This window comes from Alloalcanivorax venustensis, assembly GCF_047495515.1.
Classification (GTDB): domain Bacteria; phylum Pseudomonadota; class Gammaproteobacteria; order Pseudomonadales; family Alcanivoracaceae; genus Alloalcanivorax; species Alloalcanivorax venustensis.
Genome location: NZ_CP179934.1, coordinates 69,108 through 85,021 on the forward strand (window position 1 = coordinate 69,108; position 15,914 = coordinate 85,021).

16 protein-coding genes and 1 other RNA gene are annotated in these 15,914 nt (G+C 65.9%); 11 read left to right on the forward strand and 6 right to left on the reverse strand.

Going from position 1 to position 15,914, the window contains the following annotated elements:
* Nucleotides 1-80: 80 nt before the first annotated feature.
* The gene (gene hrcA, locus ACMG4O_RS00330; RefSeq protein ID WP_194854912.1) at nt 81-1,130 is read right to left on the reverse strand and encodes a heat-inducible transcriptional repressor HrcA; all 1,050 of its coding nucleotides are present in this window, start codon (nt 1,128-1,130) and stop codon (nt 81-83) included.
* 144 nt (nt 1,131-1,274) lie between these two features.
* Between hrcA and recN the strand changes: the two genes are divergently transcribed.
* Complete coding sequence (gene recN / locus ACMG4O_RS00335; protein ID WP_414434154.1) at nt 1,275-2,945, forward strand: DNA repair protein RecN; 1,671 nt, start codon at nt 1,275-1,277, stop codon at nt 2,943-2,945.
* Nucleotides 2,946-2,966: 21 nt separating this feature from the next.
* On the opposite strand, the gene fur is transcribed toward recN, so the two are convergent.
* Entirely contained in the window at nt 2,967-3,377 is a 411-nt protein-coding gene (gene fur, locus ACMG4O_RS00340) for a ferric iron uptake transcriptional regulator (protein ID WP_194854914.1), read from the reverse strand.
* A gap of 253 nt (nt 3,378-3,630) precedes the next feature.
* Here fur and ACMG4O_RS00345 point away from each other — a divergent pair, with 253 nt between their 5' ends.
* Nucleotides 3,631-3,978: an outer membrane protein assembly factor BamE gene (locus tag ACMG4O_RS00345; RefSeq protein WP_414434155.1), complete on the forward strand. Its 348-nt coding sequence runs from the start codon at nt 3,631-3,633 to the stop codon at nt 3,976-3,978.
* Here ACMG4O_RS00345 and ACMG4O_RS00350 read toward each other — a convergent pair.
* Together ACMG4O_RS00350 and ACMG4O_RS00355 are read right to left on the reverse strand one after the other, a co-directional pair.
* Complete coding sequence (locus ACMG4O_RS00350) at nt 3,975-4,274, reverse strand: RnfH family protein (RefSeq protein ID WP_142948292.1); 300 nt, start codon at nt 4,272-4,274, stop codon at nt 3,975-3,977. The genes ACMG4O_RS00345 and ACMG4O_RS00350 overlap by 4 nt on opposite strands.
* Nucleotides 4,274-5,746: a sodium-dependent transporter gene (locus tag ACMG4O_RS00355; RefSeq protein WP_414434156.1), complete on the reverse strand. Its 1,473-nt coding sequence runs from the start codon at nt 5,744-5,746 to the stop codon at nt 4,274-4,276. Before ACMG4O_RS00355 ends, ACMG4O_RS00350 begins: the two co-directional genes overlap by 1 nt.
* 151 nt (nt 5,747-5,897) lie before the next feature.
* On the opposite strand from ACMG4O_RS00355, the gene smpB reads away from it, so the two are divergent.
* A complete protein-coding gene (gene smpB / locus ACMG4O_RS00360) occupies nt 5,898-6,371 on the forward strand; it encodes an SsrA-binding protein SmpB (RefSeq protein WP_067606157.1) in 474 nt (157 codons plus the stop codon).
* Nucleotides 6,372-6,399: 28 nt separating this feature from the next.
* Here smpB and ACMG4O_RS00365 read toward each other — a convergent pair whose 3' ends face one another.
* Entirely contained in the window at nt 6,400-6,666 is a 267-nt protein-coding gene (locus tag ACMG4O_RS00365; RefSeq protein WP_142948290.1) for a hypothetical protein, read from the reverse strand.
* A 196-nt stretch (nt 6,667-6,862) separates the two neighbouring features.
* On the opposite strand from ACMG4O_RS00365, the gene ssrA reads away from it, so the two are divergent.
* The 5 genes from ssrA to ACMG4O_RS00390 all read left to right on the forward strand — a co-directional run bounded on the left by ssrA (nt 6,863) and on the right by ACMG4O_RS00390 (nt 11,713).
* Nucleotides 6,863-7,220: a transfer-messenger RNA gene (gene ssrA / locus ACMG4O_RS00370) on the forward strand.
* Between the two features lie 156 nt (nt 7,221-7,376).
* Nucleotides 7,377-9,095: a SulP family inorganic anion transporter gene (locus tag ACMG4O_RS00375; RefSeq protein WP_414434157.1), complete on the forward strand. Its 1,719-nt coding sequence runs from the start codon at nt 7,377-7,379 to the stop codon at nt 9,093-9,095.
* Between the two features lie 66 nt (nt 9,096-9,161).
* Nucleotides 9,162-9,833, forward strand: coding sequence for a monofunctional biosynthetic peptidoglycan transglycosylase (mtgA, locus tag ACMG4O_RS00380; protein WP_142948288.1), 672 nt, complete (start codon nt 9,162-9,164; stop codon nt 9,831-9,833).
* Between the two features lie 111 nt (nt 9,834-9,944).
* Nucleotides 9,945-11,021: an META domain-containing protein gene (locus ACMG4O_RS00385; protein WP_335629193.1), complete on the forward strand. Its 1,077-nt coding sequence runs from the start codon at nt 9,945-9,947 to the stop codon at nt 11,019-11,021.
* Nucleotides 11,021-11,713: a type 1 glutamine amidotransferase gene (locus ACMG4O_RS00390; RefSeq protein ID WP_414434158.1), complete on the forward strand. Its 693-nt coding sequence runs from the start codon at nt 11,021-11,023 to the stop codon at nt 11,711-11,713. The genes ACMG4O_RS00385 and ACMG4O_RS00390 overlap by 1 nt, the downstream gene beginning before the upstream one ends.
* A 12-nt stretch (nt 11,714-11,725) precedes the next feature.
* On the opposite strand, the gene ACMG4O_RS00395 is transcribed toward ACMG4O_RS00390, so the two are convergent.
* Nucleotides 11,726-13,411 carry a 2-isopropylmalate synthase gene (locus ACMG4O_RS00395; RefSeq protein ID WP_142948285.1) on the reverse strand — a complete coding sequence of 562 codons (1,686 nt, stop codon included), beginning with the start codon at nt 13,409-13,411 and terminating at the stop codon, nt 11,726-11,728.
* A gap of 274 nt (nt 13,412-13,685) precedes the next feature.
* On the opposite strand from ACMG4O_RS00395, the gene ACMG4O_RS00400 reads away from it, so the two are divergent.
* From ACMG4O_RS00400 to ACMG4O_RS00410, 3 genes are all read left to right on the forward strand, one after another.
* Nucleotides 13,686-14,177: an Lrp/AsnC family transcriptional regulator gene (locus ACMG4O_RS00400; RefSeq protein ID WP_142948284.1), complete on the forward strand. Its 492-nt coding sequence runs from the start codon at nt 13,686-13,688 to the stop codon at nt 14,175-14,177.
* Between the two features lie 31 nt (nt 14,178-14,208).
* Nucleotides 14,209-14,670 (forward strand): flavodoxin family protein, encoded by a 462-nt coding sequence (locus tag ACMG4O_RS00405; RefSeq protein WP_142948283.1) that lies wholly within the window; start codon nt 14,209-14,211, stop codon nt 14,668-14,670.
* 101 nt (nt 14,671-14,771) lie between these two features.
* A complete protein-coding gene (locus tag ACMG4O_RS00410) occupies nt 14,772-15,911 on the forward strand; it encodes an alpha/beta fold hydrolase (RefSeq protein WP_414434159.1) in 1,140 nt (379 codons plus the stop codon).
* Nucleotides 15,912-15,914 lie beyond the last annotated feature (3 nt).

A 15,914-nucleotide genomic window follows, 5' to 3' on the forward strand; every position in this document is an offset into this window, starting at 1 on the left:
AGGCCCGCAGCCGGCGGCCCGCGGGGTTTTCGCTATTAACTGTTCACTGTTAACTGTTCACTGTTAACTCTTAACTGTTCTCAGAGTTGGGTAAGCGCGGCGGAGAGGATGCGGGCGGTGATGTCCACGGTGGGAATCACCTTCTCGTAGTCCATGCGGGTGGGGCCGACCACCGCCAGGACGCCCACCGGGCCGTTGTCGACCTTGTAGGGGGCGGAGACCAGCGAGTACTCCTCGAACGGCTGGTAGCCGGACTCGCGGCCGATGAAGATCTGCACGCCATCGGCTTTCATGCTGCGCTCCAGCAAATGCAGGATGTCGCGCTTGCGGTTGAAGGCGTCGAACAGATCGCGGACCTTCTCGATGCTGTCCATCTGGCCGCCTTCCAGCAGGTTGGATTCCCCGGACACCACGTAATCGGAGTCCTTGCGGTCCTGGCGCAGCGCCTTGCCGGCGATGTCCATGGTCGCCTGCATGAGCACGTCCATCTGCGCGCGGTCCGCGTCCATGGTGCTCAGCAGCCCCTCGCAGATATTATCCAGGTCGCAGCCGGCGTAGGTCTTGTTGATGTAATTGGCGGCCTGGCGCAGCTCCACCTCGTTGTAGTCCCGGCTGGTCTGGATAATGCGGTTCTGCACCTCGGAGCGGTTGACCACCAGCACCACCAGCACCCGCTGGCCGGAGAGGGGCAGAAACTCCACCTGCCGCAGGGTGGTCACGTCGCGGCGCGGCACCGCCACCAGGCCCGCCATGCGGGTCAGTTCCGCCAGGCTGCGCGAGGCCTGGGAGACCAGCGCCTCGGGCGACTGGTCCGGCGCCAGCATCTGGCGCAGTTCGTCGCGCAGGCGGGCGTTATCCGGGCGCTCCATGGTGCTGGACGCCAGCAGGGTGTCCACGTAAAGCCGGTAGCCGCGTTCGGTGGGCACCCGGCCGGCGGAGGTATGGGGGCTGGCCAGCAACCCCATGTCTTCCAGCTCCGCCATCAGATTACGGATGGTGGCCGGGCTGACCGCCAGGCCGCTGCCGGTGGCCAGGGTCTTGGAGCCCACCGGCTGGCCGTGGCGGATGTGCCGCTCCACCAGCGCCATCAGCAACCGTTGTTTGCGTTCGTTCAATTCCAACTTGGCCATACTTCTATTACCCGTGATGAAGCCTCAGTATAACCACGGAAGGGCCATTCTCCGCACACCGACGCACCGCCGTCCAGAAACGGGGCTTACACTGGCCGCCGGAATCGCCTAATATCGACTCACTACTGGCCAAAAGGACAGTCCATGTTCACGCACCTCAGCGTTCGCCACTTCGCCACCGTCGACCAGCTCGAGCTGGAGCCCGAGCCCGGCCTTACCGTGATCAGCGGCGAGACCGGCGCCGGCAAGTCGGTGATCATCGACGCCCTGTCGTTGACCCTGGGTGAACGGGCCGACAGCGCCGTGGTGCGCCCCGGCTGCGACCGCGCGGAAGTGCTGACCACCTTCGACGTGGCGGACAACCCGGCGGCCCGGGCCTGGCTGGGCGAGCGGGAACTGGACAACGGCAACGAGTGCCTGCTGCGCCGCACCGTGCGGGCCGACGGCCGCTCGCGGGCCTACATCAACGGCACCCCCACACCGCTCACCGAGGTCCGGGAGCTCGGCGAGATGCTGATCAGCATCCACAGCCAGCATGAGCACCAGGCCCTGCTGCGCAAGGAAACCCACCGCCAGTTGCTGGACAACTTCGCCGAGGCCGGCGCCCAGGCGGAGCAGGTGCGCGACCACTGGCGCGCCTGGCAGAAGGCCCGCCGCGCCCACGATGACGCCCTGGCCAGCGCCCGCGAGCAAACCGAGCGGCAAGAACTGCTGCGCTTTCAGCTCGAGGAGCTGGACGCCCTGGCGCTCACCGAAGGGGAGCTGCCGGAACTGGAACAGGAGCAGCAGCGCCTGGGCAACGCGGAAGCGCTGATACGGCTCTGCCAGCAGGCGGTCACCGCGCTTTACGACGGCGACGAAGGCACCTGCAACGACCAGCTCGGCCAGGTCAGCCACTGGGTGGAGGAGGCGCGCCGCAGCGACGACGCCCTGGCCACGGTTTTCGACACGGTGGAATCCGCTCGCCTGCAGGTGGAGGCCGCTGCCGACGACCTGCGCCATTATCTGGAAAAGCTGGATCTGGATCCGCAGCGTCTCAGCCAGGTGGAAGAACGGCTCGACCAGACCTACACGCTGGCGCGCAAACACCGCCTGCGCCCCGAGGAACTGATTGAGCACCACCGCAAGCTGGCCGAGGAAGCGAACACCCTGGAGCATTTCGACGAGCATCTGGAAGCGCTCGCCGCCGCCGAGCAGACGGCCCGCGAAACCTATATGGAAAGCGCCCGCGCCCTGGGCCGGCGCCGCCGGGAGGCCGGCACCCGCCTGACCCAGCAAATCCAGAAGCAGCTCAAAGCGCTGGGCATGAAGGCGGCGCGCCTGGAAACCGTGCTGGAAGAGAGCAAACCCGGGCCGGACGGCCTGGAAGAGGTGGAATTCCGCTTTTCCGCCAACCCGGGGCAGCCGCTACGGGCCCTGGCCAAGGTGGCCTCCGGCGGCGAGCTGTCGCGGGTGAGCCTGGCGATTCAGGTGATCTGCGCGCGCAACCTGACCGTGCCCAGCCTGGTCTTCGACGAGGTGGACGTGGGCGTCGGCGGTGGCGTGGCGGAGATCGTCGGCCGCCTGCTGCGCGAACTGGGCGAGCACGCCCAGGTGCTGTGTATCACCCACCAGCCGCAGGTCGCCGCCCAGGGCCACCAGCACTGGCAGGTGCACAAGATTCAGGGGAAAGACACCACCCATACCCGCATCCAGAGCCTGGATACCGGGGCCCGGGTGGAGGAAGTCGCCCGCATGCTGGGGGGCGTGGAGATTACGGAGTCCACCCTCACCCATGCCCGCGAGATGCTGGACAAGGGTCAGCGGGTGGCCTAGGGAGAGGCCCCGGCGCGTGCGTTAGCGCTTTTTGGCCTTCGGTTTGACGTAGAGAACCAGGGAGTGATCGACGATCTCGTAGCCGTGCTTCTCGGCGATCATGTGCTGGCGGTTCTCGATCTCTTCGTCCATGAACTCCACCACTTCGCCGGTCTCCATGCACACCATATGGTCGTGGTGCTCTTCATCGGCCAGCTCGAACACGGCGGAGCCGCCCTCGAAATTGTGGCGCAACACGATGCCGGCCTGCTCGAACTGGGTCAGCACCCGGTAAACCGTGGCCAGGCCCACGTCCTCGCCGGTATCCATTAAAGCCTTGTAGATGTCCTCGGCGCTGAGATGGCGTTCTTCGGAGGATTCCAGCTGCTGCAGAATTTTCATCCGCGGCAGGGTCACCTTCAGACCCGCTTTTCTAAGATCCTGATTATCCAATGTCTTTGCTCCGTATGCCGCCGTGGAGGATGTCCGGTTCTCTCGGGAACCTTGTCCCCCGTTGCCAAGTCTGTATTATCGCCCGAACATTATGCCAAGTCGAAACACCATGCCAAGGTTCATTGCACTATCGCTGTTATTGACCGTCCTGCTGGCCGGTTGCAGTTCCCTTCGCTTCCCGGGGGTATATCGTATTGATATTCCTCAGGGCAACGTGGTTACCGGGGAGATGCTCGCCGACCTGGAGCCGGGAATGACGCCGGAACAGGTGCGTTTCGTGCTCGGTCCGCCAACGCTGACCGACCCGTTCACGCCGGACACCTGGTTCTATTTGCTGCATTACCAGACCGGTAACGCGGAAACCGTGGAACAGCAGATCGTGGTGTTCTTCGAAGGGGGCCAGTACAGCCACTACGACGGCGAGCCGGTGGAAAACGTGCGTGAGCGCACCTCCGGCCGGCGCGACCGGGAGCTGGAGCAGCGCGCCCGCGACCGCAAGGAAGACAACGTGGTCGATCCGGAGCCGCTCAACGATCCGGCCCCGGACCCGGGCACCCAGACCACCCCGGACGCCACCTCGGTACCGATCCCGCGCAGCTAGTCCTTGCCGGCCCGCTGCGCGCGGGCCTTGCGCGCCGCCTTGGGGTCGATCTTCAGCGGCCGGTAGATTTCCACACGCTCACCGTCCATCAGCACCCGCTGCGCCGGCGCCGGCTCCGCCTTGCCGAACACGCCCATGGCGGCCCGCTCCAGATCCAGCCCCTCGAAATGCTCGGCGATGCCCGACTCACGGGCCGCCTCCAGCATGGTGGTCCCGGCGGGCACGTCCAGCGCGATCAGCCGCTGCTTCTCGGGCAGCGCGTAGACCACCTCCACATGCAGCCGATCCGTGGCCATCAGCGTGCCTCCTGGTCAGCGGGCGCGGTTTGTTCCACCGGCTCGCCGTCGGCGCCGGCCTCGGCGCTGCCGTCGTCCGCCGCCAGCACCGACCAGAGGGAGTAGATAAACAGGGCGATCACCGCCGTCGGCGATACCACCCGCACCAGCGCCCGCCAGATCAGATAGAGCGGGAAGCTCTTCATCGCCAGCTCCTTGCGGGCATGGGTCTCCTTCATCACCCAGCCGGCGAAGATGGCGATCAACAGCCCGCCCAGCGGCAGCATGACGCTGGTGGACAGGAACTCGATATTGTCGAAGAAGGTGCCGACCAGGAATTCATGTTCCTTCCAGACGTTGAAGGAAAGCACCGAACCGACGCCCAGCAGCCAGGCCGCCAGACCCACCGCCAGCGCCGCCGTGCCGCGCCCCAGACCGCGCTCCACCAGCCAGGCGGCCATCGGCTCGCCCAGGGAAATCGAGGAGCTCCAGGCCGCGCACACCACCAGCACGAAGAACAGGGTGCCGAACAGCAGCCCGCCGGGCATCTGCCCGAACGCCAGCGGCAGGGTCACGAACATCATGCCCGGCCCCTGGCCGACTTCCAGACCGCCGGTGAACAGCAGCGGGAACATGGCCAGGCCGGCGCCCAGCGCCACCAGGGTGTCCAGCACGGCGATGGTGACCACCGAGGAGACAATGGACACCGGCCGAGAACGGCCGCTCTTGTCCTTGATCTCGCGGGGCATGTAAGCGCCGTAGGCCATGATCGCGCCCATCCCCAGGCTCAGGGTGAAAAACGCCTGGCCCAGCGCCACGATCACCGCCTCGCCGGACAGCTTGGAGAAATCGAACGCGAACAGGAAACCCACGCCTTCGGCGAACCCCGGCGTGGTGGAGGCATAGCCGATCAGCACCACCAGCAGCGCGAACAGCACCGGCATCAGCACGCGCACGGCGCGCTCCAGGCCCTGTTTCACGCCCAGCGCCACCACGCCCATGGTGATCACCATGAACAGGGTGTGTGAGCCCAGCAGCAGCCAGGGATTGGCCAGCATGTCCTCGTAGTGCGCCTTGGACTGCACCGCCGTGATGCCCTGGAACACGCCCTGGGCCGCTTCCCAGACATAGATCAGCGCCCAGCTGGCCACCGCGGAATAGAAAGACAGGATCAAAAAGCCCGACAACGCGCCCAGGTAACCGATGCCCGCCCAGCGGCGCGTCACCTTGCTCTGCTCCGCCAGCTTCGACATGGTGTGAATCGGGCTCAGGCCGCCACGGCGGCCGAGCATCACTTCCGCCACCATGATCGGAATCCCCATCAGGGCGATGCAGAGCAGATAAAGCACCACGAAGGCGCCACCGCCGTACTCCCCGGTGATGTAGGGAAACCGCCAGATATTACCCAATCCCACGGCGGAGCCCGTGGCGGCGAGAATAAAGACCCACCGGCTGGTCCACATACCGTGGACCGGCTTGTATTCCTTCTTCATCGGCAACTTACCCCTCGACGCAATCGGGCCATTGTCTTGATTTTCGCCAGGCCGCTCAAGCGCGGGTACGTAACCGCTTACCCGCCCGGGCGCAGAAACAAGTGCCACGGCCCTCGCCAGGGCCGCGGCCACTCTCTATAATCGCCGCCCCATGGGCAAACCGAAAAAACAATCGTCTCCGAACGCCATTGCGCAAAACCGCAAAGCGCGCTTCGACTATCACCTGGAACAATTCTTCGAGGCCGGCCTGTCGTTGCAAGGCTGGGAGGTGAAGGCGCTGCGTGAGGGCAAGGGCAACCTGACCGAATCCTACGTGATGCTCAAGGAGGGCGAGGCGTTCCTGTTCGGCGCCCGGATAGAGCCCCTGCCCACCGCCAGCACCCACTCCGTGCCGGACCCCCAGCGCACCCGCAAGCTGCTGCTGCACCGCAAGGAGCTGGCGCGGCTGTTCAGTGGCGTGCAAAAGGACGGCTTCACCTGCGTGCCGGTGAACCTGCACTGGAAGCGCGGCCTGGTGAAACTGGACATCGCCCTGGCCAAGGGCAAACAGAAGTTCGACAAGCGCGCCACCGAACGCGAGCGCGACTGGAAACGGCAGAAACAGCGCATCCTCCGCCAGCGCTGAGCCGGCGGAAGCGTCCGTTCGAGGCGCCCTAGAGCGCCTTGTTGGTCTTGCCGCGGTGTCCGCCCAGCGACTTCACGTCATCACGCAGGCGCCAGTAGAACTGCAACCAGGACCGCAGCACCGCGGGCAGGAAGTACACCGCGTACAGCACCAGCGGGATGCGCGCGTCGCCGCTCACCAGAGCGACCGCGTAAGCGCCGCCGGCGTACAGGGCCAGAGTCAGCACCAGTTGCAGGGTCCGGGCCAGCAGCGGGTGCGCCGCCACCGGCGCCCAAAGATGGTTGATCGTCTTCATCGTTTCCACTCCTCAATGAATGGCTCATTGCGGTCGCATCCACTGCGACACAGCCCCGATGATGCACCCTCAATGTGACAAACCCATATCAGCCGGTTTGATTGTCGGACAATATTTGTAAAGCACTGTTATAGCGAAAAACACCACCCTCTTGTCTTCGACTTCCGCGTCCCCATCTCCTACAATGACCGCAACAGGGGGCGACATGGATTCGACGCCGGTAAAGAAACCTGTGGTGCATGTCGAGTAGCGTCGCAATGCTCGTAAATACCTTGTGGCACATTAAAGTAATCGCAAACGACGATACTTACGCACTAGCAGCTTAAACCCTGCTTATCGCCAAACGACCCAGCCTGTGGGGAAGTGAGGCGAGCATCGCTACACAGGCTCGCAGCAAAGTCCGTCCCGGATGGCGCTGTTAAAACCTTTAGGGACTCGGTGACTGCGCCCTGTCTGTCGGGCCGCAGCCACTTAAATCAATAGACACGACTAAGCATGTAGATCTACAGGCGGATTGCTGGCGGACGGGGGTTCGATCCCCCCCGCCTCCACCAACACCGAAAAACCCGGGCCCCGCCCGGGTTTTTTTGTTTCCGGACCCTGCTCGCGCTTCAAGCGGCAAAAATAATTTAGTACCATTAAATTTTCCTGCCGCGCCGACGCTCACCGCGTCCAGGCGCCCCGGCGAGCGGCCTGCGGAGCTTTTTTTAATGACGTCCTGGATCCAAGCTGTGTTGCCCTTCCTGCAATGGCCCCGTCCCACCGGGCCGGCGCTGCGCAAGGACGCGGTCGCGGGTATCACCGTGGGTCTGGTGCTGATTCCGCAGGCGATCGCCTACGCCACCCTCGCCGGGATGCCGCCGATCACCGGTCTCTATGCCGCCCTGCTGCCCGGCATCATCGGCATTCTCTGGGGGTCGTCTTCACTGCTGGCGGTGGGTCCGGTGGCGCTGACCAGCCTGCTCACCTACGCGGCCCTGGCGCCGATGGCGGAGCCGGAGAGCCCGCACTGGGTGACCCTGGCGATCTGGCTCGCCCTCTACGCCGGCGTTATCCAGTTCCTGCTCGGCGCGCTGCGGCTCGGCGTGATCGCCAACTTCGTCTCCAACGCGGTGATCACCGGCTTTCTGAACGCCGCCGCGCTGATCATTCTGGTGTCGCAGCTGCCCGCCCTGCTGGGCCTCTCCGGTGAGGGACTGCTCCCGGCGCTCAGACAACTGGCCGACCACGGCCTGCACCCCGACGCCGCCTGGTTATGGACCCTGGTGTTCGGGCCCGGCGCCTTACTGCTGTTATGGCTGCAGAAGCGTACCCTGCCGCGCTTTCCCGGCGTTCTTCTGGTGTGCGTGCTGGGCATCGCGCTCAGCGCCTGGCTGGGCTTTCAGGCGCTGGGCGGCGACGTGGTGGGGACCGTCCCCTCGGGCCTGCCGGTGCTGCAGTGGCCCGACGCCCTGACCATGGAGCAGCATCGCTCGCTGTTGCCGGCGGCGGTGATCATCGCGCTGATCAGCTTCACCGAGGCGATGTCTAGCGCACGGTCGCTGCCGTCGCCGGACGGGCGGCTGTGGAATCAGAACCAGGAACTGGTCGGCCAGGGGCTGGCCAAGGTGGCCAGCGGCCTGAGCGGCGCCTTCCCGGTAAGCGGCTCGTTTTCCCGTACCGCGCTGAATCGCTATGTGGGCGCCACCAGCGGTTGGTCGGCGCTGTTCGCGGCCCTCTGCACCCTGCTGTGTTTGCTGTTTTTCACCGGCTACCTGCAACACCTGCCCCGGGCGATCCTGGCGGCGATCATTATCGTGCCGGTATTCGGGCTGCTTGACCCGATGGCCTTCGTCCGCCTGTGGCGGGCCTCGGTGGACGACGGCCTGGTCGGCCTCGCCACCTTCCTGGTCACGCTGGCCTCGGTGCCCTACCTGCATTGGGGGGTGCTCACCGGTTTCCTGCTGTCGATCCTGTTCTTCCTGTACCGGCGCTCGCACCCGCGCCTGATCGAGCTGGGCCTGCACGCCGCCGGCACCCTGCGCGACCGGGCCCTGCACGGCCTGCCGCCGGTGGCGCCGGGGGTGCTGGCGCTGCGCATGGACGCTTCGCTGACCTACATCACCGCGCCGCTGCTGGACCGCTTTATCCGCGAGCGGCTGCGCGCCGAACCGGAGATCCGGGTGGTGCTGATCTGCGCCTCGGCGATGAACGCCATGGACGCCACCGGCGCCGACACCCTGGCCACCCTGCGCCGTGACCTGGGCCTGCGCGGCGTGCGGCTGACGCTCTCCGGCGTCAAGAAACAGGTCCGCGACGTGCTCGACCACACCGGCCTGATGGCGGAGCTGGGCGAGGACAATCTGTTCGTCAACAACCGGGAGGCGGTCGCCGCGCTGAGCGCCACCGGCGACCAGGCAACGGGGGAAAATCACCGAAGCGGGGACTGAGTACCTGACAACGCCCGCCGTTTTGGCGAAGATAAGCCTCTTGCGGAGCAGGATGCCGATTCCCGTATGAAACGATTCTTTCTCATCGCGCTGACGCTGGTGATCGCCGTCGGTGTGGCCTCTCAGTTGCGCTATCTGATCCCGGTGCTGGAACTGCGCGACCACAACCCGGACGACACCGCGTTCATGGAGCGCGCCCGGGAGCACGGCGCGGTGCGCTACGAGTGGCGGGACTACGAGCAGATCGCCGACGACCTCAAGCGCGCGGTGCTGATTTCCGAGGACGCCCGCTTCATGGAGCACATCGGCTTCGACTGGCGCGGCATCCGCCATGCCATCGAGCGCAACGAGGAAGCGGGCCGCCCGGTGGCCGGTGGCTCCACGGTGACCCAGCAGCTGGCCAAGAACCTGTTCCTGAGCAGTGAAAAGTCCTACGCCCGCAAGATTCAGGAGGCCTTGATCGCGCTGATGCTGGAAGCGACCCTGTCCAAGAAGCGCATCCTGGAGCTGTATCTGAACACCGCCCAGTGGGGCAACCGCCTGTTCGGCGCCCAGGCCGCCGCCCGGCACTATTTCGACGTCGACGCGCAAACCCTGAGCCCGGCCCAGGCGGCGCAATTGGCGGTACTGCTGCCCCGCCCCAGCTATTACGATGTGCGCGGCACCACCGTGTACGTCGAACAGCGCACACTGTGGATTCAGAAGCAGCTGCCGCTGGTCAGGATTCCACCACCCTGACCGCGGCGCGGCGAACTTATCCGCCGCCGGGGGACTCTGAACCCCATCCGCCGCCCCGCGGCCGCAACTACAATCCGACCGTCCGCTTTCCCGTAGTCCGGAGACCGCCCTATGAGACCTGTTTGGTTCGCCTTGCCGTTGTTGTTCGCCCTCGCGGCCTGTGACAACACGGACACGCCGTCACCCGTGGAGCCCGTTTCGGCCCCATCGCCCGAGGACGCTACCGAGGCCCGCGACGGCCTGGCCGGCATCTGGCGGCCCGAGGGCGAGAACCCGCTGCACGCGCTGGTGCTGGAGAACGACGGCCAGCTCTATCTGGTCGGCGACCACGGCCACCGCGGCGTGCGCTGGGAAAAACAGGACGACGACACCCTTTTGCTCAGCTACCTGAACACCCGCGACGACGACCCCCTGAACCAGGACCCGCTCACCATCACCCTGGAGAACCCGTCCCTGACGCTGGCCGGCGACGGCCCCTTCGCCGGTGACTACCGGCGCGACGCATCCGGCGTGGGCACCCTGGAAGGCCAGGTGGTGCTGCCCGACGACGCCGAGGTACCGGACACCAGCGTGCTGGTGCTGACCCTCCGGGACCAGGGCGCGGCGGACGCCACCCCGGTGGTTCAACGGCTGACACGCCTGGTGGTCGAAGACGGCAAGATGCCGTTCCGGCTCTACTACAACGGCGACATGATCGACGACACGCACCGCTATGTGGTGGACGCCCGCGTGATCCTGGACGGCGCCGTGCAGTTCACCACCACGGCGCCCCACCGGGTACTCAACGGCGCCTCGGACGGCCCGACCAGCCTGTCGCTGCACGCCGCCACCGCCGAGCCGCCGTTCGCCGACACCTACTGGAAACTGATCCAGGTGGGCGACGAGCAGACCCCGCCGCCCCGGGACCAGAACACCCAGGCGCATTTGGTGTTTCACAGCGAGGGGCAGCGGGTGAAGGGCAGCACCGGCTGCAACAGCCTTTCCGGCGGCTACCAAAACGACGACGGCCGCCTTACTCTGGAAGCCTTGGCCACCACCAAGCGCGCCTGCAGCGGCCCGGATCAGGCCCAGGCCTTCACCGACGCCCTGGAGCGCACCCGGCGTTTCGAGATCCAGGGGCAGCGCCTGATGCTGTACGGCGAGGGCGAGCAGGCGCTGGCGATTCTGCAAGCGGAGTATCTGTTCTGATGCGCGTTCACTACTTGTCCCATGTACCGTTCGAAAAGCTCGGCACCATGGAAACCTGGCTGGAACAGCGCGGCGCGCGACTGTCCGCCACCCGCTTTTACCAGGGCGAACCGCTGCCCGAACCGGAGCAGTTGGATACCCTGATCGTAATGGGCGGCCCCATGGGCGCCGACGACGAAGCCCGCTACCCGTGGATGGCGGCGGAAAAGCGTTTTATCGAACAGTGCATCGCGGCGGACAAAAAGGTGCTGGGGGTGTGTCTCGGGGCGCAACTGATCGCCCGCGTGCTGGGCGCGCCGGTGACCGCCAACCCGGAGCCGGAGATCGGCTGGTTTCCGGTGCAGAGCACCGACGCCGGCCGGCGCGATCCGATCGGCGCCCTGTTCGATGACGGCGCGCCGGTACTGCATTGGCACGGCGATACTTTCGCGATTCCCGACGGCGCCGTGCATCTGGCGCGCAGCTGGGGCTGCGAAAACCAGGCATTCCGGTTCGGCGACCGGGTGCTGGCGCTGCAGTTTCATCTGGAGCTGGGTGAGCACGAGGCGCGCGCGCTGTGTCGCGAATGCGCCGACGAACTCAAGGACGGGCCCTGGATTCAGAGCGAAGCGGAGATGCTCGCGGACCCGGCCCGCTTCAGCGCCGCGCAGCGACGCCTGGGCCGGGTTCTGGAGACGTTTCTGGAGATCTGAACCGACGGCGGCTCAGGCCTGGGCCCGGGCCGGCGCCTCCACGTCGGCGGTTTCCGCCACCCGACCGGCGGCGCACAGGATCGCCTGCAACGCCGCGGCGGTGGTGTCGGCGGCCAGCGCCACCGCACTCTGCACCCGCTCACCGACACGCACCCGCACACAGGCCATGGCGTTGGCTTCGGTGTCATCGCCCAGGGACGACTCATCGAAAGCCTCCACGCGGATCTGCCAGCCGTGGCGACGGTTGAGCGCGTCCACCAGGGCGCCCACCGCCCCTTCACCCTGACCGTTGAGATCCACGGTGTCGCCCTTTTCGCCGACACTGATGCTGGCTTTGACGCCGGCATCGGTGCGGTGCAGGTCGTAGGAGCGCAGCGTCCAACCCGCCGGCACGTTCAGGTAGTCGCCGTTAAAGCGACGGTGAATGCGCTCGCCGGTGATCTCGCCGCCGTCTTCCTCGGCGTCCTGCTGCACCACCAGCGCCAGCTCCTGCTGCAACCAGCGCGGCAGCGTCAGGCCGAAGTCCCGCTCCAGCACATGGGCGACGCCGCCCTTGCCGGACTGGGAGTTGATGCGCACCACTTCCTCGTAGCGGCGGCCCAGATCGTGGGGGTCGATGGGCAGGTACGCCACGCGCCAGGTGTCACCCGGCTTGTACTGGGCCAGACACTTGCGGATCGCATCCTGGTGACTGCCGGAGAAGGCGGTGAACACCAGATCGCCGGCGTACGGGTGACGTGGATGGGTCTGGATCTCGGTGATCTCCTCCACCAGCGCGATGATCTCCTTCATGCGCGAGAAGTCGATTTCCGGGTCGATGCCCTGGGCATAGAGGTTCATGCCCGCGGTCACCAGGTCCATGTTGCCGGTGCGCTCGCCGTTGCCCAGCAGGGTGCCTTCCACCCGGTCGGCGCCGGCCATCACCGCCAGTTCCGCCGCCGCCACGCCGCAGCCACGGTCGTCGTGGGTGTGGACGCTGATCAGCACGTGCTCGCGGTAACGGATGTTGTCGTTGACCGTTTCCACCTGGTCGGCGAACACATTGGGCGTGCTCACTTCCACGGTGGCCGGCAGGTTGATGATCACCCGCTGGCCTTGATCCGGGCGCCACACATCGTTGACCGCGTCGATCACCTCAATGGCGAAATCGGTCTCGGTGGCACTGAAGGTTTCCGGTGAATACTGGAAGCTCCAGTCGGTATCCGGCTGGGCGGCGGCGCAGTCACGCACCCACTGGGCGGCCTGGGCGGCGATCTTCTTGCAGCCCTCCTTGTCCACATTGAACACCTGCTGACGGAACGTCGGCGAGGTGGCGTTGTAAATGTGGACGATCGCCTTCTTGGCGCCCTGCAGCGATTCGAAGGTGCGCTCGATCAGTTCCTGGCGCGCCTGGGTCAGCACCTGGATGCTGACGTCGTCGGGCACCAGGTCATCCTCGATCAGGGCGCGGCAGAAATCGTAGTCAATCTGACTGGCGGACGGGAAACCCACCTCGATTTCCTTATAGCCGAGCTCCACCAGCAACTGGAAAAAGCGCTTCTTCTGAGCCACGTTCATCGGCTTGATCAACGCCTGGTTGCCGTCGCGCAGGTCCACCGCCGCCCATAGGGGGGCTTTCTCGATGCGGCGGGACGGCCAGCGGCGGTCCGGCTTATCGACGACGGGGAAAGGCGCGTATTTGCGATGATCAAAACTCATGACGGACTCCTTGAATTCGGTATGCCTGGGCCGGGTCCGGGATCGCCGGTGTGTTGGCCGCGCGGCTGATCAAGCCGTGGCGTTGGGTTCGGTACCGACCCCCGCCCGGTAAGGCGGAGGCCCGTGACCGACTGCGGTCCGGCTTATGGCCTTCCCGCAGCGACAGGAAACAGTCTAGGCGCCTGGCCCGGCAATGTGCTTGCTTTTTCCCGGAATATTCGCCACTTTTAGCAATGAAAGAGCCAGAAACCACCAAAACGCGAGGATTTATTGCGTGGCCAAGGAAAAACCGGCAAATCTCGACCGTACCGACGTGCGTATCCTGCGCGCCTTGCAGCAGGACGGCGGCCTCACCAACCAGCAACTGGCGGAACAGGTCGGCCTGTCCCCCTCACCCTGCTCGCGGCGTGTGCAGAAGCTGGAACAGGCGGGCGTGATCCTGCGCCGGGAAACCGTGCTCGACCCGCGCAAGCTGGGGCTCGACCTCACCGTGATGATCCAGATCAGCATGGACCGCCACACCCCGGAGCGCTTCGCCAATTTCGAAGCCACCGTGGGCGAGTACCCGGAAGTGCAGCAGTGCTATCTGGTCACCGGCCAGGAGGCGGACTACCTGCTCAAGGTGGTGGTGCCGGATATCGACCACTACCAGCAGTTCCTGCTTAACAAGATCACCCGCATCGAGGGCGTCAGCGGCGTTCACTCCAGCTTCGTCATGCGCCGGGTGATCGACACCTCCGCCCTGCCGCTGGATTACATTGATTAAGTCGCGACGCCCATCCTGTTACCCTGACACCATGAAACAGCTACTGATCGTCGCCCACGCGCCGTCGCCGAACACCCGCCGGCTGGTGGACGCGGCCCTTAAGGGGGCCGGCCACCCGGATATCGAGCAGGTGTCGGTGACCTGGAAGCCGCCCCTGGAGGCGGGTCCGGAGGACGTGCTCGCCTGCGACGCCATTCTGCTCGGTACCACCGAGAACCTGGGCTACATGAGCGGCGCGCTGAAGGACTTCTTCGACCGCACCTACTACGCGGTGATCGACGACAAGCAGGGCCTGCCCTGCGCGCTTTATATCCGCGCCGGCCTGGACGGCACCGGCACCCGCCGGGCGGTGGAATCGATCGTCACCGGCCTGCGCTGGAACTGGGTGCAGGACCCGCTGGTGTGCAAAGGCGAGTGGCAGGACGCCTTCGCCGACCAGGTGGAAGAGCTGGGCATGTACATGGCCGCCGGCCTGGATTCCGGTATCTTCTAGTTTTACCCCGGCGCCAGTCGCCCATGTCGCTTCGGCGACGGCCAGTTTCGATCCTCCCCGCTACACTTCGCGGCCCCGAAAACGGCTCGCAGGATTGAATCATGGCCATGTTGTCGGCGCCCTCGGTGCCGTCTCTGAAATCCGCCCGCCGCTGGCTCGGCAACGCCGGCCGGCGTCTGTTCCGCAGCGACGCCCTGGTGCAGGCCGACGCCACGGCTTTCCAGGTGATCAGCGATGACGGCCTGGTCCAGCTGCGCTACTACCCGCCGCTGCGGGACACCGAGATCGAACTGGATAACGGCGAGGTGGTGCCGGTCAGTACCCGCACCCAGCGTACGCCGCTGGTGCTGGTGCCACCCCTGGCGGTGAACATGCTGATCTACGATCTGTTCCCACGGCGCAGCCTGGTGCGCTATCTGCGCGCGCGGTGCTTCGAGCTCTATCTGGTGGACTGGGGGCGCCCCGGGCGGGCGGAGAACCATCACAGCCTGGCCACCTACTTCGCGGAAAAACTGCCGGCGCTGCTGGAACGGGTGCGCGAGCACAGCGGTGAGCGCCGCCTGAGCCTGCACGGCTGGAGCTTCGGTGGCCTGTTCAGCCTCTGCTACGCGGGGCTCGGACAGGACCCGGACCTCGCCAATCTGGTGCTGGTGGGCACGCCCACGGACTATCACCGCAACGGCGCCCTGGGCAAACAGTACCGGCGCCTGAGCCGCAACCTGAAGTGGCTGCGCCGGCGTACCGGGCTGCGCGCCCATGACCTCAACCCGGCCTGGCTGCGGTCACCGGGGTGGGCCAACAGCCTGGCGTTCAAGCTGACCAACCCGGTGGCCAGCGTGCAGGGCTACTGGAACCTGGTGAAGAACCTGCACGACCGGGATTTCGTCAGCGCCCACGCCACCAACGGCGCCTTCCTGAACGACATGGTCGCCTACCCCGGCGGCGTGATTCAGGACATCATTCACTATCTGTGGGTGGACAACGTGGTGGCCCGGGGCCAGCTGCCGATGCCCGGCGCCGTCGGCCAGTTGAGCCGCGTGCAGGCCAGCATCCTCAATATCACCGGCGCCGGCGACCCCATCGTCACTCGGGATTGCAGCCACGCCATGGACACCCTGGTGGGCAGCCGGGACAAAACCTACGTCACCATCCCCGGCGGCCACATGGGCATCCTCGGCGGCGCCACCGCCCAGCAGGAGAGCTGGGCGATGATCGCCGACTGGCTGTGCCAGCGGGACTAGCCG